Source organism: Kitasatospora sp. NPDC114501, assembly GCF_055633695.1.
In genome coordinates this window covers 152,130-168,807 of sequence record NZ_JBVKDS010000013.1, presented here as the reverse complement: position 1 = coordinate 168,807, position 16,678 = coordinate 152,130, and the positions used below count along the sequence as shown (strand labels likewise).

Sequence of the window (16,678 nt, the reverse complement as noted above, 5' to 3'; positions counted from 1 at the left end):
CGTCCGTTCGTCGATTCATCCGCTCGTCCGTCAGACGTTCGCCAGCATCCGCATCAGGTCCACCAGGCCCGCCCCCTGCGCGTACCGCTCCCGGCCGAGGTCGGTGGCGGAGGAGGTGAGCAGGCTCTTCACCTGCCGCGGCCGGCCGATGAACTCCGGCCGGGCGGACAGGAAGGCCGCGATCACCCCGGAGACGTGCGGCGCCGCCATCGAGGTGCCCGACTGCTCGGCGTACGTCAGCAGGCTCTCCGGAACCGGGTCCCCCGGGGCCGGGGTCAGCCCGGCGGTGGCCCGGACGTCGCCGGTGGCGGCCGAGGCGATCCACTCGCCGGGCGCCACGACATCGGGTTTCATCCGCCCGTCGAGCGTCGGCCCCTTGCCCGAGGTCCAGGTGACGCCGAAGGCGTGCGGCGCCTCCCGGTGGGTGGACCCGACCGCGATGCAGTCCTCGGCGTGGGCCGGTTCGGTGATCGAGCCCATGACGGCCGAGGTGCTGGCGGCCTCCCGCCGGGCACCGTAGTTGCCGGTGGAGACCACCACGACCACGCCGGAGGCGACCACCTGGCCCACGGCCTGGCAGAGCGGGGACTGGCCGGCGGCGTACTGGTCGGGCCGCCACTCGCAGCCGAGGCTCATGTTGACGCCGTGCACGCGCAGCACCGCCGGGTCCACGTTGACCTCGGTCCGCAGGTAGGTCAGCGCGCGGATGACGGCGCTGGAGGAGGTGACGAAGGTGCCCTGGCGGCTGCGCCTCATCACCTTGATGCTGACCAGTTCGCAGGCCGGCGCCATCCCGGACAGCCGGTCCGCGCCGGCCCGCGCGACGTATCCGCTGTCCCCGGGCTCGTCCGGCGTCGCCACCCGCGGCGTCATGCCGTCCGGGGTGCAGCCCGCGATGATCCCGGCGACGTGCGTGCCGTGCCCGCTGTCGTCCACCAGCGGCGGCGCGGGGTTCCGCGGCGAGGCCGGGTCCTGGTCCGCCGCCGCCCCGGTCGGCTGCGCCGAGGGGTCGTCCGGGTTCACCAGGAAGCTGAAGTCGCGGTGCAGCCGACTGGTCCGCCCGTGCGGCAGATCCTCGCCCCGCCCCTCGGCCGCGAGCTCCAGCTGGGAGAAGTGCGGGTGGGTCGCGTCGATGCCGCTGTCGATGACCGCCCACACGATCCCGCTGCCGCGCGCGTCGTAGGCGCGCCAGGCGGCGTTGGCCTTCACGGTGGGCGCCGAGCGGTCGATCTGCGGGTACAGCGGGTAGTCCGGCCACACCCGGAAGATGATCGGCGGGCGGCCGGTCAGGATCGCGGTCCGCCGGTCGTCCTCCACCAGCTCGCCGAGGTCCGCACGGGAGAGAACCGTCTGGTACAGCTTCGGCGCGACCAGGGCGAGCCCCTGGGGCACCTCGGGCTGCACATGGCTCCCCGAGCTGACCTCCTCGGGCCACCACCCGTGGGACCGTCCCGCGTAGTGCCCCCAGAGCGCGTAGAACTCGTCCCGGACCACCTGTAGCCCGCCGGGGTAGCGCAGGTTCAGCTCGATCAGCATCGGCACCTGCCGCTCCGCCTCGTCCTCCCCCGCCGCCCGGAACGCGACCCCGGGCGGGGCCAGGTTGAGGTCACCCACGATCGGTGACCGGAAGGGGCTCTCGGGCTCGTACGCCATGACCGTTCCCATCTCCCCCGGTCTCCCCCGCCGGCGGGCGGGACGGCCGACCCCCGTCGGCACGACCGCTCCACCTGCGAGTGTCAGCCGGTCCCCCACCCGCTGCAACTCGCCGGAGGCGGGGCCTGCGCCGGGGCCCCGGACGGATGGTCCCGTCCGGGCCCCCGGCGCAGGTGGACGCGGGCCGGTCAGGCGCCGGGCACGCTGACGTAGCCGGAGATGTGGACGTTCTTCGCACCGGCGCGGGCCTCGGCGGCCTTGATGTGGCGGTGCGTCACCTTGTCGCCGAAGTTGCCCTCGACGGTGTCGATGGTTCCGTCGTGGTCGACGGCGACGACGACCCCGACATGGCCGCCCGTGGCGTACGCCGGCGCACCGTAGACGACGAGGTCGCCGGGCACGGGGGTGTACGGGCGCTCGCCGCGCGCGGGCAGGCGGTTGTGGAAGAGGTGGTGCTCCTGGCCCCACTTGCCGACGCCGCGCCCGAGCAGGGTGGTCGGCGCGGGCTTCACGCCGGCCTGGTGCCAGGTCCAGTCGACGAACGCGGCGCACCAGGAGGTCTTCACGCACTTCGCCTTCGGGCTGCTGGAGTGGGCGAAGTACTTGTCGCACGCGCCGGTCCGCTCGGGCTTCTGGCCGGCCGGGGTGATCTGGCCCCGGGCGATGGAGACGATCCGCTCGCGCAGCGCGGAGCGGGCCGCGTCGGCGGTGGCCGTGGAGTCGGTGGCGGTGGTGTCGGTGGCGGCCGCCTGGACGGTGCGCACGCCGGTCGCGAGGGCCGCGTCGGCGGCGGTGGCGGCGGTGCCGAGGCCGCCGAGCGTCCCGGCGGCCACCAGGGCGACGGCGGCGGTCCGTCCGGCGCGCCCCTTGAGGGCGGCGAGCATCCGCGAGCGTGTCATGTTCATGATCTCTCCTTGGGCGTCTTCTCCACCGGCCCGGGCAGGACACGGCCCGTCCGGGATGCGGAAGAGGGGGGTTTCGCCGGGGCGTTCCCTCCGGCTGACGACCACGATTGCACGCCCGACCGCCGAACTCCTACGCTGTGTGAACGTCTGGTTACCCATGCATATGCGGAGGGCCTCCACATGGCACTGAGCTGGGCCTATGCGCAGTCGAGGAACGAGGATCCGCGCCGATGACGCACAACCGGCCGACGGCCACGGCGGCACGCACGGAACTGGCCCGGACACTGCGGCGATGGCGTCGGGAGGCCGGCAACCCCACCCAGGTGACCGTGTCCCGGCGCACCGCGATCGCCCAGACGACCCTCTCCCGCTACGAGAACCCCGACGGCAGGTACCCGGCACCGGAGTCCGCGATCCGCTCCCTGGCGGCGCACTACGCGGTCGCCGCCGACGACCTCGCCCACGCACTCTCGCTCAGGGCGACGATCGACGGCGGCGCGGTCGACGCGCCGGCACCGGAGCCCGCCCCGGAGCCCGTTCCGCAACCCGCCCCGGAGCCCGTTCCGCAACCCGCCCCGGAGCCCGTTCCGGAATCCGCTCCGCAACCCGCGGCGACGGACGGCCAGCAGCCCGGCGGCAGGCGGCGCCGTCGGACGGCATGGGCGGCGTGGACCGTCGCGGGCGCGGCCCTGGCAGCGGTCGCCGCCGGCGCACTCCTCCACACCCCGGCACGCCCGGGCACCGACGCCACCGCCGCACCCTCCCGGCACGCGATGCCCGTACCGACGGCGGCCCCCTCCTGCGACGGGGCCTCCTGCCTGCACGTCGACCCGGCGGGCACCGGCTGCGACCGCGACGCCGCCACCACCGCGCACAACCGCGACTTCGGCGTCCTGATCGAACTGCGTCACAGCCCCACCTGCCACGCCGCCTGGGCCAAGATGAGCGGCGGCTCCCCCGGCGACCGCGTCCAGGTCTTCGGCACCCCTCCCGAGCAGGAGGAGTACCGCCAACAGTCCGGCCACGACGCCCACACCAAGATGGTCCGCGCCCCCCACCCCACCGCCGCCCGCGCCTGCGCCGTCGTCCACGCCCGCGGCACCGTCTGCACCTCGCCCCCGGCCACCCCCGCGGACTGATCCCGGCCGCGCACCCCGGGGAGATGATTGACAAACTCAACCTTTCATCCTTAGGCTCGCCATTGCTTCAGGTAGTGAAATTTCTACCCGCGAGCACCGCAAGCACCCTCTCCCATCTCAGGACCGCGAGACCCCTCATGACCGAAGCCATCCCCTCCGTGGTCGCCCGCCTGCGGGCCGAATTCTCGACCGGCCGGACCAGGCCGCTCTCCTGGCGCCTGGACAAGCTGGCCGCCCTGCGCGCTCTGCTCACCGAGCAGGCCGAGGTGTTCCAGCAGGCCCTGCACGCCGACCTCGGCAAGAGCGCCGCCGAGGCGTACCGGACCGAGATCGGCTTCACGATCAACGAACTCGACCACACCGTGGCCCACTTGGCGCAGTGGCTGGAACCGGTGCCGGCCGCCGTACCGGAGTTCTTCCGCCCCGCCGAGGCCCGGGTCGTCCGGGACCCGCTGGGCGTGGTGCTGATCATCGCGCCGTGGAACTACCCGCTGCAGCTCGCCCTGGCCCCGCTGGTCGGCGCCCTGGCCGCCGGGAACACCGCCCTCGTCAAGCCCAGCGAACTGGCCCCCGCGACCTCCGCCGCCATCGCCGGACTGCTGCCGCGCTACCTCGGCGAGGAGACGGTCGCGGTCGTCGAAGGGGCCGTCCCGGAGACCACCGCCCTGCTGGAGCAGCGCTTCGACCACATCTTCTACACCGGCAACGGCGCGGTCGGCCGGATCGTCATGACCGCCGCCGCCAAGCACCTGACCCCGGTCACCCTGGAACTCGGCGGCAAGAGCCCGGTCGTGGTCGACCCCGGCGCCGACCTCGCCGTCACCGCCCGGCGGATCGCCCGCGGCAAGTTCCTCAACGCCGGACAGACCTGCGTCGCCCCCGACTACGTCCTCGCCGTCGGCGACACCGCGAGCGACCTCGAACGGGAACTGGCCGCCGCAGTGCAGGAGCTGTTCGGCGAGGACCCGGCCACCAGCACGGACTACGGGCGGATCGTCAACGAGCGCCACTTCGACCGGCTCACCGCGCTGCTCGGCGCCGGCCGGACCGTCGTCGGCGGCGAGCACGACCGTGCCGCGCGCTACCTCGCCCCGACCGTCCTGGCCGACGTGCCGGCGACCGCCCCGGTGATGCTGGCCGAGATCTTCGGGCCGATCCTGCCCGTCCTGCCGGTGCCCGACCTCGACGCGGCGATCGCGTTCATCAACGAGCGCGACAAGCCGCTCGCCCTCTACGCCTTCACCGAGTCCGCGGACACCAAGCGGCGACTGGCCGAGGAGACCTCCTCCGGCGCGCTCAGCTTCGGCCTGCCCGTCTCGCACCTTGCGATGCCCGACCTGCCGTTCGGCGGCGTCGGCGAGAGCGGCATGGGCCGCTACCACGGCGAGTACTCGATCGAGACGTTCAGCCACGCCAAGGCCGTCGTCGACAAGCCCCTCGCCTGATCCCGCCGCCCGCTGCCGACCCCCAACCCTCCGGAGCATCCGTCCATGACCCCGAACGAGCACGTCGCCGCCGTAGCCGCCGAGACCGCCCGGTTCGTCACCGCCGTACGGTCCGCCGACCCGGCCACCCCCGTCCCCGGCTGTCCCGGCTGGACCCTCGCCGACCTCGTCCGCCACACCGGCAGCGTCCAGCGCTGGTTCACCCTCCTGCTGCGCCGGCGCATCCAGGAGCCGCCCACCAGCCGGGAGGTCGACCTGAAGCTCCCCGAGCGGGCCGAGGACTACCCGGCGTGGCTCACGGAGGCCTGCGCGGAGGCGGGTACGGCGTTCGCGGAGACCGACCTCGACGCCCCGATGTGGGCGTGGGGCGCCGACCAGCACGCCCGCTTCTGGGTCCGCCGGATGCTCTTCGAGACCCTCGTGCACCGCGCCGACGCCGAACTCGCGCTCGGCCTGAAGCCCGCGATCGACCCGGACCTCGCGGCGGACGGCGTGGCCGAGTTCCTGACCAACCTGCCGTACGCGGCGTTCTTCGCCCCGCGGACGGCCGAGCTGCGCGGCGAGGACCGCACGATCCGCTTCGCCCGCACCGACGGTGGCGGCGACTGGCTGGTGCGGCTGCGCCCCGACGGCTTCGGCCCGGACTCCGCCGGCTCGCCCGCCGACGCCACCGTCTCGGCCACCGCCGCCGAGCTGCTGCTCCTCCTCTACGGCCGTCTCGACCGCTCGACGCCCACGGTCACCGTGTCCGGGGACGAAGGCCTGCTGGACCTCTGGTTCGCCAACTCCGCCTTCTAGGAGTCCTGTCCAGGGAGTGGAATCCCGCCCGCGGCGGACGGTGCGTGCGGCACCGTGGGCGGCATGATTCTGCGACCGGAGACCGACGACCTCGCCGCCTACCTCGTGGCGGACGAGGTGATCGACCACCAGCACCCGGAGCTGCGGCGGCTGGCCGCCGAACTGGCCACCCCGGAGGCGGCGTTCCACCACGTCCGCGACCAGGTCGCCCACTCCGCGGACGCGGGTGCGTACAGCGGGGCGTTCCGCGCCTCCGAGGTGCTGGCCGCGCGCAACGCGATCTGCCACGGCAAGTCCCACCTGCTGGCCGCGCTGCTGCGGGCGCAGGGCCTGCCGGCCGGACTGTGCTACCAGCGGCTGGAGGACGGTGAGGGCGGCTTCGTGCTGCACGCCCTCAACGCCGTGCACCTGGACGGCCGCTGGTCCCGCCTGGACGCCCGGGGCAACCGGGAGGGGGTGGACGCGCGGTACGACCTGGACCGGGAGCGGCTGGCCTGGCCGGTCCGGCCGGAGCTCGGCGAGCGCGACTACCCCGGGGTCTTCGCCGCGCCGCCGGCTCCGCTGCTCCGGGCGCTCGCCCGGGCGGTGCCCGGCCGGTCCGGCTACGGCCACCTTCCGGCCGAACTCCCCGGCGAACCGGAGCCGGGAGCCGGTGTCGGTGCCGGCTTCGGCCCCCCTACGCCGTCGCCCGCCGGACCCGGTAGTTCCAGCGCGTGAGCGACCGGACGACGGTCTCGGCACCGACGGGGTTGGCGCTGTGGACGAAGACCGTTCCGATCCGGAAGGGCCGCCCGTGGAAGGCGGCCTCCTCCAGGAGGGTCACCACCGGCAGGATGCTGTCGTCGCCGCCGAGATCATGGTCGAGCCAGAGTTCGTCGACGAAGCCGTCGCGGTGCTCCTGGAGGAGCCGGACGCCCTCGCGGCTGGTGCGGGCGATCCGCGTGGCCCTGGGGAGCGGTCGGAGGTCGTCTACGCCGAGGATGACGGGCGCCGGTGCGGTGAGGTCCTCTTTCACCCGGTCATCTTCGCCGAAGAGCGGCGCCGGACGGTACGGGAAAACTGACGGCCGGTCGAACGGACCGGACCGGCCCTGGTAGAAAGGGAACTTGAGCGGCAGCTGTCAATCCAGTCGAGGCAAGGGCGGAGCCGGGGAGTGACGGAACACGAACTCGGCCACGGGCCCACGAACATCCGCAACGTCGTCACCGACAGTACGGTCCACTACCTGGTGCAGATCGGCGTGCTCAACGGGGAGTTGCACCTCACCGTGCCGCCCCGGGGCGCGGCGCCGGAGACGCCGCTCGGCCTCGCCGAGGAGCGGCTCGCCCGCAGCCTGCTGTACCAGTGGCGGGCCGAGGCCGACGCCTTGGACATGGCCGACCCCGAACCGCTGGCCGTCCGCTGGGTGCACAGCCGCACCGCGCTCGGGCCGGGGACCGAACTCGGCGGGCGCGGCGACCGGGTCGGCACGATGGCGGGGGCCCTGCTGGGGCTCGACCACCGCCGTCTGCTGATCCTCGGCGGGGCCGGGGCCGGCAAGACCACCCTCGCCGTGCTGCTCACCCTGGAGTTGCTCGCCCGGCGGCTCACCCGCGGCGAGGACGTCCCGGTGCCCGTCATGCTCTCGCTGGAGTCCTGGGACGCCGAGCGGGTCAACTTCTACGACTGGCTGATCGGCCGGATCACGGAGGAACACCCCGGCCTGCCACGGGTGGACGGGCTCCATCCCGCCGGCCGGCTGGTGAGCGAACGCCGCCTGCTTCCCGTCCTGGACAGCCTGGACGAGCTGCCCGAGCACCGGCGGATCGCCGTACTCGGCGCCCTCGGGCGCCAACTGGGCCAGGAGGGCGGGGTGGTGCTGATCTGCCGGACCGAGCCGTACCGCGAGCTGGTGGACACGCAGCGGGACGTGCTCCGGGTCGACTCGGCGATCGAGGCGCTGCCGCTCGACCCCACCGACGTCGCGTCCTACCTGCACCGGGCCCGGCAGCCCTCGCGCACCGCGGCGTGGGCGCCGCTGCTGGACGAACTCCGCTCGGCGCCGGACGGCCCGGTGAGCCGGGCGCTGTCGACGCCGCTGATGGTATGGCTGCTGCGGCGCGGCTACGAGCGGGCGCCGGCGGAGCCGGGCGAGCTGGTGGACCGCCGGCGCTTCCCGACCGCCTGGCAGGTGGAACAGCACCTGCTCGACCGGATCGTGCCCGCGTCGTTCCCGCCGCTGCCGCCGGAGCCCGACCGCCTGCACCCGCCCCGGCGGTGGGAACCGGACCGGGCGCGGGTCTGGCTGTCCTTCCTCGCCCGGCTGATGGACCGCCAGGAGAGCGCGGAGCTGGCCTGGTGGCGGCTGTTCGGCGCGCCGCTGCCGCGGGCACTGGCGGCACCCGCGCTGATCGTGGTGGGGATCGCCCTGTCGGTGCTGTTCGACCTGGTGCTGGGGGCCGTCCAGGGCCCCCGTCACCCCTTCGGTTTCGGCGGCGCCCTGGGCCTCGGCGTGGCCCTCGCGGGTACGGTCCGAACGGCCGGGCAGACGTGGTTCGGGGACGAGACCTCCACGCCCCGGCGGCGGGCCAATCCGCTGCGCTTCGCCGGGGCCCTCCGCTCGGCCGGCCGCACCGGGAGGCTGAGCCGGGCCTGGCGGCTCACGGTGGTGATCGGCGGGCCGCCGGCGATCCTCGCCGTCGGTGTGTTCCAGCTCCTGGCACCGGCGACGGAGGGGCTCGCGCTGGTGGCCTCCCTGCTGCTGTCCGCCTATCTGACGATCGCGATGGCGGCCCCCTCGGACACCGTGGACGCCGCGACCCCCGATTCACTGCTGCGGTCGGAGCGCACCTCGGTCCTGGTGACGCTGGTCGTCATCGCGCCGCTGCTCGCCGCGGGGATCGAACTGATGGACTGGTCCTGGGCCAGTCACGAGTACCGCCAGGTGGACTGGGCCCACGCGCTGGCGGCCTGGTGCGGGACCGGCGCGACCTTCCTGCTGCTCAGCCCGTGGAGCCGGTGGCTGCTGGCGCGGTGCTCGCTGGCTCTCGTGGGCCGGCTGCCCTGGCCGCTGATGACCTTCCTGCGGGACGCCCACCGGGCCGGCCTGCTCCAGCGGACCGCCGGGACGTACCGCTTCCGCAACCTGCGGCTCCAGCAGCACCTGGCCGCCACGGCCGGTCCGGGGGCCGCGGGGAGGCCGGGAGTCCCGGCGGCCCGGGTGGCGCCGGACGGAGCGGCGCAGGGCGGGGCGGCGCAGGGCGGGGCGGCGCAGGGCGGGGCCGGTCCCCTCACCGGCCCGGCCCGGCCCCCGGCCTCGACCTGGCGCGGCCTCACCGTGCGGCGCGCCCCCGGCTCGTACCTGCTCAGCGGCCGGGTCCGCGGGGTCGTGCTCGCGCACTGGGGCCCGATCGGCGCGCTCCTGGGCCTTCAGATGGTCCGGACCACGGTCGGCGGCACCTGGGACCGGCTGGACTCCTGGAGGCCGATGGTCGGCCTGCCCGCCCTCGGCCTGCTGATGATGCTGATCAGTCTGCTGCCCCGGCGACGCATCGAACTGCACATCACCGACACCTTCATAGCCGCCCGCTGGGGCCGCCGCCGCTGCCGCTACGAGTGGCGCGACGTGGACGAGGTGGCCGTCCGCCGGGTGTACGTCCGCGGCCGTGACACCCACGTCCACGGCATCCACGTCCGGCTGCGGCCGGGAGCACCCGTCCCCTCGGCGCGCTACCGGGGGCGGGACGGGTGGTACCTGGTGCAGCCGATGAACGTCGTCCGTTCCCCCCTGCCCCCGGACGTCGCGGAGGCGCTGGCCGCGCTCTCCGGCGGGCGCTGGCGGCCGTAGCGCGGGCCTCGCGGCCGGCGGTGCGCCGGGTGTCGGCGAGCGCTCGGCGTGGTTTCAGCGTTCCCGCAGGGGCGACGCCTGGTCACCGAGGGCGAGCCCGGCGCGTGTCCGGGCCTCGGCGGACCAGTGGGGAGCGTTCCACTGGTCGGCGATCGCGGCGGCCCGGGCGAAGTGGGCGGCGGCCTCGTCCTCGCGGCCGAGCAGGAGCGCCAGTTCGCCGAGCGTGTGGGCGACCGGACGCAGCGCCAGCGACAGGCTCTCCGCGCCGGCCGGGGGGCCGGCACGGTGCGGAAGCAGGTCCGCGTAGACCTCCTCGGCGGCGGCGCGGTCGTTCAGCGCGACGATCGCCATCGCGCGCAGGCTCGTCAGGAAGGTGAAGAAGAAGTCGGGCCGGATCGGGCCCGCCGCCGTACGGACCCGGCGTGCCTCGTCGCCCCGGCCGGCGGCGTGCAGGGTGAGCGCGAGCAGGTCGGCGGCCATCGGGCCGAGCGCGGCGTGGAGGGCGCGCACGTCCTCCAGGTGGTCACCGAGCGTGCCGTCGTTCAGCCGGACCACCGCCAGCGCGAGGCCGAGGAAGCCGGTGTGCACCGATCCGGCGCGTGCCATGTGGGCGGTGGCCTCGACGTAGCGGCGCTCGGCGTCGGCGAACCGGCCCTCGACGAGCACCAGACTCGCCTGCGCGAGTTCGGCGGCGCTGATCGCCTCCGGCATCCGGTAGGCGCGGGCGAGGTCGAGCACCTCCCCGGTCAGGCGGCGCACGGCCGCCGGGTCGTTGGCCGCGGCGGCGTGCGCGGCCCGGTTGAGCAGCCCGGTCACCCGGTAGACGGGCAGGTCGTGCTCGACGCCGATCTCCACCAGCTCACGGGCGTACTCCTCCCGTCCGGAGTCGTCGGCCAGGACCAGGAGCGCCGCGGCCCGGAGTCGGGGATCGGTGGCGAGGTCGAGCGCTTCCCGCGCCGCGGCCGTGACCGTCGGATCGTCCTCGCCCACCAGCTCGTTGGCGTACGCGACGAGGAGGCGGGAGCGCACCTCGCGGGCAAGCCCGGTCCGCGAGAGCAGGCGGCGGAGGCGGTCGACGACGGGACGGTCGACCGTGCCGTAGGTGCGAGCCTGCCAGGGGGTGGGCTCGGTCCAGGCGGTGAACGCGGCGATCATCAGGTCGTCGCGGCCGATCGACTCGGCGTACTCCACGGCCTGTTCGCGCGTCTTCCGGGCCGCGGCGACGGCCCCGGCCCTGATCTGTGCGCGCAGCAGCCTGCCGAGCAGGCCGACCCGCTCGTCCGGGTCGCCGGAGTTGGCGACCGCATCGGCCAGGAGGGCGGCCGCCACGTCGTGGGCGTAGCGCGCCTCGGCCAGCTCGGCGGCCCGTACGCAGTGGCCGACGGCCTTCGGCGATCCCGCCCGCGCGTAGTGGTGGGCGAGCGCCGCGACGTCACCGGTGCCCTCCAGGGCGGCGGCGATCCGGGCGTGCATCCGGGCGGCCCGCAACCGGGTGACGTCGGCGACCAGCGTGTCCCGGACCAGCGCGTGGACGAACCGGACGAGGCCGGGCCCGGGCTCGTCGAGCAGGCCGGCGATGACGCCCGCCTCCAGCGCGTCCAGCACGCCGTCCTCGTCGGAGTCGGCGGCCCGCACCAGCACGTCCACCGAGCTCTCCCGGCCGGCCACCGCCGCCAGCCGCAGGACGGACACACCGCTCGCGGGAAGCCTCGCCAACCGGCGCCGCAGGACGTCCCGTACGCCCTCGGGGACCTCGGAGAGCGCGACCAGCGCGCCCTCGCCGGTCAGCAGCCGCGCGCTCTCCCGCACGTAGAACGGATTGCCGCCGGTCCGTTCGGCGATCCCGGCCACGGTCGCGTCGTCGGCCGCGCACTCGGCGCGGACCAGTTCCGCGACGGCGTCGCCGTCCAGTCCGGGCAGGTCCAGCCGGAGCGGCGCGGTACGGGCCAGGGACCCGAGCGTCTCGGTGAGGCGCTCGCCCTCGTCCGCGCGGTACGCCGCGACGACCAGGATCGGGGCCCGTACGCCGACGCCGCCGCCGAGCAGTTCCAGCGTGGTGGCGTCCGCCCGGTGGAGGTCGTCCAGGACCACGGCGACCGGCCGGTAGGCGGCGGCCGCCGCGAGCCAGTTCCACACGGCCTGCCGCAGCCGGAACCGCCCTGCCGTCGCGTCACCGCCCACCGGCGCGGAGTCGGAGAGCAGCGGCGCCAGGTCGTCCGCGAACTCCCCCGGAGGAACGCTCACGGCCACCTCCCGCAGCGCCTCGACCCACGCCCACGCGGGCGGCGCGCCGTCCACCTCGGGACAGCGCCCGGCGGCCACAAGCCACCCGTCCCGTCCGAGTCGCGCGCCGAGGTGCTCCAGCAGCGATGACTTGCCGAGCCCCGCCTCCCCGGTGACGAGCGCGACGCGCGCCCCGTCGGCGGCGGCCTGCCCGGCGGCCGCCACCAGCGCCGCGAGTTCGCCCTCCCGCCCCACGAACGTGGTCGCGCCGGGCCCGTCGTCCGCGGGCGGCGGCACGGCTGCCCGAGGCCGGGGCGTGACCGCGGGGGGCGGCGGAACCGGGGCGGCCGCGGGGGGCGCCGGGACGGTCGCGCTGGGGGGAGGGACGGCCGCGCGCAGGACGTCCGTGCGCTGGGTGAGGATCGCCTCCTCCAGGGCCACCAGCTCCGGGCCGGGGTCGAGGCCCAGCTCGTCGGCGAAGACGGCGCGGGCCCGGCGGAGCGCGGCCAGGGCGTCGGCCTGGCGGCCACTGCTCCACAGCGCGAGGGCGTGCATGCGCCAGCCCTCCTCGCGCAGGGGGGCGTCGCGGGTGAGGCCCTCCGCCTCGGGGACCACCGCCGCGGGGTCGCCGAGCCGCAGTCCCGCCGCGACCCGCAGTTCGCGGGCGACCAGGCGCAGTTCGTCCAGCCGGGCGGTCTCCGCGGCGGCCCACGGCTCGTCGGCGACCTCGGCGAACGCGGGGCCCCGCCACAGTGCCAGCGCCTCGTCCAGCCGGGCGCGGGCGTCCCGGGGACCGGCGAGCGTCCGGGCCTCGTCGAGGAGTTCCTCGAAGCGCCACGCGTCCACCGCCCCCGGCGGCAGCCGCAGTGCGTAGCCGGGCGACGCGCTCACCAGCAGGCGCGCCGGGGTCCGCGGCGGGCGGCCGGGTTCCAGCAGGCGGCGCAGGTTGGACACGTACGCCTGCAACGACGCCAGGGCGCGGGACGGCGGTTCGCCGCGCCACAGGTCCTCGACCATCCGGTCGACCGGCACGACCTGCCCACGCGCCGCCACCAACAGGACCAGCACGCCACGCTGCCGCGGACCACCGAGGGGGACGGACTCACCGCCCGCCTCGGCCGCGAACGAGCCCAACACCCGGATGAAGACCATGACGTGACACATCGTACGCGTGTCCGCCGCACGCCTTCCAAGTCGTTTCCAAGTGCCTTCCAAACCCCCGGAAGCAGTCTTGAGCACATCGAACGGACGAAGCGCAGGAACAGCTGAAGGGCAGGAACAGATGAGCGTCGACACCCAGGACATGGAGATCGTCCACCGCGCCTTCCGCCGCGAGTCGCGGCTGCTGATGGAGCTCGTCGCGGCGGTCACCCCCGGTGACACCGCCCGTGCCAAGGTGATCGCCGACCACTTCCGCGACTACCGGCTGGGGCTGAGAAACCACCACGAGGGCGAGGACGAGCTGCTGTGGCCGCCGCTGCTGTCCCGGGTCGACCTGGAGGCGGACCTCGTCCTGCGCATGGAGGCCCAGCACGAGCGCGTCTCGGCCACGCTGGCCCGGCTGGACACCGCGGTCCCGGCGTGGGAAGCCGCCGCCGGAGCCGGCGAGCGCGACAACCTCGTCGCGGCCCTCGCCGACCACCGGGCGGTCCTGCTCGAACACCTCGACGACGAGGAGGCCACCCTCCTCCCGCTCGCGGCCGAGCACATCACCGAACAGGAGTGGGCCTCCCTGGGCGAGCACCTGGTGGCCAACACGCCCAAGCCCACCCTGCTCACGCTCTTCGGCCTCGTCCTGGAGGACGCGAACCCGGCCGAGCGCGCCACGCTCCTCTCCGCCCTCCCGGCGCCGGTACGCGGCGTCTGGCACGTCATCGGCCGCCCCCGCTACGCCCGCCACATCCGCCGCGTCCGCGCGGCCTGACCCCGGCCCTACCTCCGGCCCTCCGACGAACCCGACCCCGACCCCACGCCGAACCGACCCCGCAAGGAGACAGCCATGTCGCTCAAGACCGTCAACACCGCCCTGACCACCGCCTTCGTCCTCTTCATCCTCTGGTTCGGGACGTCCTTCATCGTGACCCCCGAGACCACCGCGCCGACCTACGGCCTGCCGAGCTGGCCCTCCGGCGACGGCGGCGGCTTCCTGGTCCTCAAGGGCATCCGCGACGTCGTGGGCGGCCTGATCATGGGCGTCCTGCTGCTGGTCGGCCAGCGCCGCGCCCTGGGCTGGGTCCTGCTGGTCGAGGCCCTCATCCCGGTCGGCGACATGACCACCGTGCTCGCCCACCACGGCTCCGCCACCACCGCGTTCAGCGTCCACGGCCTGACCGCGGTGGGGATGCTCATCGTCGGCCTGCTGACCCTGCACGAGACCCGCAAGGCCGCCGCCGCCCCGGCATCCGCCCCGGTCCCCGCCCTGCGCCGGGCGTAGGAACCATGCGGTGACGCCGCTCCGCCCTGGGACGGCAGAACCCCGTTGCCCGCTGTCTAGCCCCGTGAGAGCATCAGATTCAACGGTCCGTCTCCTTTTCCTCGCGCTTCACCACGCAGAGGAGAAGTGGCGGGCCGTTGCCGTGTCCACGCCTTTGAACGGCAGGTGCAGTTCGTTGTCCAGCTCGTTGTCCAGTTCGTCGTCCACGACGGAGCCGACAGAAGCCCGCATCGAGGATGCGGACAACGTCCTGGTCGCGCCTCCGGCGCTTCACCACGATGACCTGATCGGTGAATTCTTCGGGTCCGTGATGTCACCGGAGGAGCTTGCCTCCGGTTCGCCCGACCTCGCCCGCAAGACCGTCTACCTGTGCGGCGACATATCCGGGATCAGCGGCCGCCATCTGCGCGCGGCCGCCCGGGTGTTCGTCGTCCGGGAGCTCTCGCACGGTCACCCCGGGGGCGTCGACCAGCCGTGGCCCGTCGTCGACCTCGGCCGCGTGCCCGTCCGGGTGCACGGCGTCGGCGTGTACTACCGCCGCTTCTTCGGACTCGACGCCGGTCACTTCGGGCGGATCCGCGCGGAGCACGAGTTCCAGTCCCTGACGGAGTCCACCAAGCCCGGCGCGGCCCACCGCAGCGGGATCTACCTGACACCCGTCACACCCCACGACGACGGACTGCACTTCCGTCTGCTCCGGTGCTCCACGAACCTCTCGGGGCCGACCGAGGGCTTCCGCCCGACCGACACCCGGATCGTCGAGGCCCTGAACCGCGAGGCCGCCACCGTCTTCCGGAACCAGGCACCGCTGAACCACGTCCTCGCGCAGATCTACCACAACACCCATGCCACGGCCGAGCGCAAGCAGTCCAAGGCCAGGATCTCGTCCCATGCCGACAAGACCAAGGACATGCCCGTCAACGGCATCATGGCCTTCTGCAGCTTCTACGACGGGCTCGACAGGCTGCGGCCCCTGGCCGACGACGCCTTCGACTACGGCGTGAAGGGCACCAGCGGGCTGACCAGACTCCGCTTCCGCCTCAAGGAGCCTGCCGAAGGACGCGACGCCAGCGCGTTCCCCCCGCAGTTCACCGTGACCCTCTACCCCGGCTCCGTGTTCTTCGTGCCGCTGTCCACCAACCGCCTGTACACGCACGAGATCCGGCCCTCGGCGCTGGACGCCGAACTGCTTCCGACCCGGCTGGGGTACGTGGTGCGCTGCTCGGACACCGAAGCCGTCCACCGGAACGGCCGGACGTTCCTCGAAACGGCCGGAGGCCCGGTGGAGTTGACGCCCCCCACACCGGACGGCATGGACGAACTGCGCAGGCTGTACGCCGAGGAGAACAGGACCTCGTCCTTCATCGACTACGGCGACGACTTCCTCTTCAGCATGAACTCGGGAGACTACCTTGCCCCTCGGATCTAGGCTCCCGGACGAGGTCCGCTCCTGCGTTCTGCCGACCGACACCGACCTCTTCGCGGAGCTGTCCGCCGCGACCCGCTGGGAGGACGTGGGAAAGGGCCGGCGAGGCGCCGTGCTCACCAGGACCGACGAGGCGGGCGGCGTGCCCCTCGTCCGCACGACCACGCGGTACGGCAGCCCGCCGCAGCGCTTCCGGCCGGTGCACGAACGGCTGGCGCGGCAGGTCCAGGAACGTGCGGCACTGCCGGTCGGCTTCAACAACGCCCTCGTCGAGAGCTACACGAACGCCTACACGACCATGGGGGGCCATTCCGACCAGGCCCTCGATCTGGCCGACGAGTCGTCCATCGCCGTCTTCTCCTGCTACCGGCATCCCGAGGCGGGCCCGCCGAGGAAGCTGATCTTCGAGTCGAAGGAGGCCGACGGCGAGAGGTTCGAGATCCCGCTCGTCCACAACGGTGTCGTCGTGTTCTCCGTCGACTCGAACCGGCGGCTCAGGCACAAGATCGTCCTGGACGCGCCCGTCCAGGCGGCGGACAACCCATGGCTGGGAGTCACCTTCCGCACGTCGAAGACCCTTCTCCGGTTCCACGACGGGCACCCCCACCTCCCGCAGGGTGCGCGCCTCGTGCGGGCCGACGAGGAGCAGAGCCGCGGGTTCTACCGGCTACGGCGCCGCGAGAACAGGGAAACGGACTTCGCCTACCCCGCGCTGACGTACACCGTCAGCGAGAGCGATCTGATGCCGCCCGTCTGACGGTACGGGCCGAGGGGGCGGTCGCACGGGCAGTCAGTCGCCTGTGCTGTACTACGTGCTCTTCCGCACACC

Annotated in this window: 14 protein-coding genes; 9 read left to right on the top strand and 5 right to left on the bottom strand. The window is 74.1% G+C overall.

From position 1 onward, the window contains the following. Positions 1–30: 30 nt before the first annotated feature. On the bottom strand, positions 31–1,653 hold the full coding sequence (locus ACZ7RU_RS24625; RefSeq protein WP_470343114.1) for a S8 family peptidase: 1,623 nt from the start codon (positions 1,651–1,653) through the stop codon (positions 31–33). A 188-nt stretch (positions 1,654–1,841) separates the two neighbouring features. Next, complete coding sequence (locus ACZ7RU_RS24620; RefSeq protein ID WP_470343113.1) at positions 1,842–2,558, bottom strand: CHAP domain-containing protein; 717 nt, start codon at positions 2,556–2,558, stop codon at positions 1,842–1,844. A 230-nt stretch (positions 2,559–2,788) separates the two neighbouring features. Here ACZ7RU_RS24620 and ACZ7RU_RS24615 point away from each other — a divergent pair, with 230 nt between their 5' ends. From ACZ7RU_RS24615 to ACZ7RU_RS24600, 4 genes are all read left to right on the top strand, one after another. Further along, the gene (locus ACZ7RU_RS24615; protein WP_470343112.1) at positions 2,789–3,697 is read left to right on the top strand and encodes a helix-turn-helix domain-containing protein; all 909 of its coding nucleotides are present in this window, start codon (positions 2,789–2,791) and stop codon (positions 3,695–3,697) included. Positions 3,698–3,834: 137 nt separating this feature from the next. After that, entirely contained in the window at positions 3,835–5,142 is a 1,308-nt protein-coding gene (locus ACZ7RU_RS24610) for an aldehyde dehydrogenase family protein (RefSeq protein ID WP_470343111.1), read from the top strand. A 45-nt stretch (positions 5,143–5,187) separates the two neighbouring features. After that, the gene (locus ACZ7RU_RS24605; protein WP_470343110.1) at positions 5,188–5,940 is read left to right on the top strand and encodes a maleylpyruvate isomerase family mycothiol-dependent enzyme; all 753 of its coding nucleotides are present in this window, start codon (positions 5,188–5,190) and stop codon (positions 5,938–5,940) included. A gap of 63 nt (positions 5,941–6,003) precedes the next feature. Next, on the top strand, positions 6,004–6,657 hold the full coding sequence (locus ACZ7RU_RS24600) for a transglutaminase-like domain-containing protein (protein ID WP_470343109.1): 654 nt from the start codon (positions 6,004–6,006) through the stop codon (positions 6,655–6,657). Here the strand turns inward: ACZ7RU_RS24600 and ACZ7RU_RS24595 are convergent. Further along, on the bottom strand, positions 6,617–6,955 hold the full coding sequence (locus ACZ7RU_RS24595; RefSeq protein ID WP_470343108.1) for a cyclic-phosphate processing receiver domain-containing protein: 339 nt from the start codon (positions 6,953–6,955) through the stop codon (positions 6,617–6,619). The genes ACZ7RU_RS24600 and ACZ7RU_RS24595 overlap by 41 nt on opposite strands. Before the next feature lie 138 nt (positions 6,956–7,093). On the opposite strand from ACZ7RU_RS24595, the gene ACZ7RU_RS24590 reads away from it, so the two are divergent. Next, positions 7,094–9,766, top strand: coding sequence for an NACHT domain-containing protein (locus ACZ7RU_RS24590; RefSeq protein WP_470343107.1), 2,673 nt, complete (start codon positions 7,094–7,096; stop codon positions 9,764–9,766). A 54-nt stretch (positions 9,767–9,820) separates the two neighbouring features. On the opposite strand, the gene ACZ7RU_RS24585 is transcribed toward ACZ7RU_RS24590, so the two are convergent. Continuing rightward, the gene (locus ACZ7RU_RS24585) at positions 9,821–13,141 is read right to left on the bottom strand and encodes a BTAD domain-containing putative transcriptional regulator (protein ID WP_470343106.1); all 3,321 of its coding nucleotides are present in this window, start codon (positions 13,139–13,141) and stop codon (positions 9,821–9,823) included. A 130-nt stretch (positions 13,142–13,271) separates the two neighbouring features. Between ACZ7RU_RS24585 and ACZ7RU_RS24580 the strand changes: the two genes are divergently transcribed. Then, on the top strand, positions 13,272–13,913 hold the full coding sequence (locus ACZ7RU_RS24580; protein ID WP_470343105.1) for a hemerythrin domain-containing protein: 642 nt from the start codon (positions 13,272–13,274) through the stop codon (positions 13,911–13,913). A 75-nt stretch (positions 13,914–13,988) separates the two neighbouring features. Beyond that, a complete protein-coding gene (locus tag ACZ7RU_RS24575) occupies positions 13,989–14,423 on the top strand; it encodes a DUF4267 domain-containing protein (RefSeq protein WP_470343104.1) in 435 nt (144 codons plus the stop codon). 108 nt (positions 14,424–14,531) lie between these two features. Here ACZ7RU_RS24575 and ACZ7RU_RS24570 read toward each other — a convergent pair whose 3' ends face one another. Further along, positions 14,532–14,654 carry a hypothetical protein gene (locus tag ACZ7RU_RS24570; RefSeq protein ID WP_470343103.1) on the bottom strand — a complete coding sequence of 41 codons (123 nt, stop codon included), beginning with the start codon at positions 14,652–14,654 and terminating at the stop codon, positions 14,532–14,534. 79 nt (positions 14,655–14,733) lie between these two features. Between ACZ7RU_RS24570 and ACZ7RU_RS24565 the strand changes: the two genes are divergently transcribed. Next, positions 14,734–15,852, top strand: a complete 1,119-nt coding sequence (locus ACZ7RU_RS24565; protein WP_470343184.1) for a hypothetical protein — start codon at positions 14,734–14,736, stop codon at positions 15,850–15,852. After that, the gene (locus tag ACZ7RU_RS24560) at positions 15,836–16,606 is read left to right on the top strand and encodes an alpha-ketoglutarate-dependent dioxygenase AlkB (RefSeq protein ID WP_470343102.1); all 771 of its coding nucleotides are present in this window, start codon (positions 15,836–15,838) and stop codon (positions 16,604–16,606) included. The genes ACZ7RU_RS24565 and ACZ7RU_RS24560 overlap by 17 nt, the downstream gene beginning before the upstream one ends. Positions 16,607–16,678 lie beyond the last annotated feature (72 nt).

Excerpts from the sequence above, each read along its gene's own strand:
- ACZ7RU_RS24625 (WP_470343114.1), bottom strand. The coding sequence starts at position 1,653 with ATGGCGTACGAGCCCGAGAGCCCCTTCCGGTCACCGATCGTGGGTGAC.
- ACZ7RU_RS24620 (WP_470343113.1), bottom strand. The coding sequence starts at position 2,558 with ATGAACATGACACGCTCGCGGATGCTCGCCGCCCTCAAGGGGCGCGCC.
- ACZ7RU_RS24615 (WP_470343112.1), top strand. The coding sequence starts at position 2,789 with ATGACGCACAACCGGCCGACGGCCACGGCGGCACGCACGGAACTGGCC.
- ACZ7RU_RS24610 (WP_470343111.1), top strand. The coding sequence starts at position 3,835 with ATGACCGAAGCCATCCCCTCCGTGGTCGCCCGCCTGCGGGCCGAATTC.
- ACZ7RU_RS24605 (WP_470343110.1), top strand. The coding sequence starts at position 5,188 with ATGACCCCGAACGAGCACGTCGCCGCCGTAGCCGCCGAGACCGCCCGG.
- ACZ7RU_RS24600 (WP_470343109.1), top strand. The coding sequence starts at position 6,004 with ATGATTCTGCGACCGGAGACCGACGACCTCGCCGCCTACCTCGTGGCG.
- ACZ7RU_RS24585 (WP_470343106.1), bottom strand. The coding sequence starts at position 13,141 with ATGGTCTTCATCCGGGTGTTGGGCTCGTTCGCGGCCGAGGCGGGCGGT.
- ACZ7RU_RS24580 (WP_470343105.1), top strand. The coding sequence starts at position 13,272 with ATGAGCGTCGACACCCAGGACATGGAGATCGTCCACCGCGCCTTCCGC.
- ACZ7RU_RS24575 (WP_470343104.1), top strand. The coding sequence starts at position 13,989 with ATGTCGCTCAAGACCGTCAACACCGCCCTGACCACCGCCTTCGTCCTC.
- ACZ7RU_RS24570 (WP_470343103.1), bottom strand. The coding sequence starts at position 14,654 with ATGCGGGCTTCTGTCGGCTCCGTCGTGGACGACGAACTGGACAACGAG.
- ACZ7RU_RS24565 (WP_470343184.1), top strand. The coding sequence starts at position 14,734 with ATGTCACCGGAGGAGCTTGCCTCCGGTTCGCCCGACCTCGCCCGCAAG.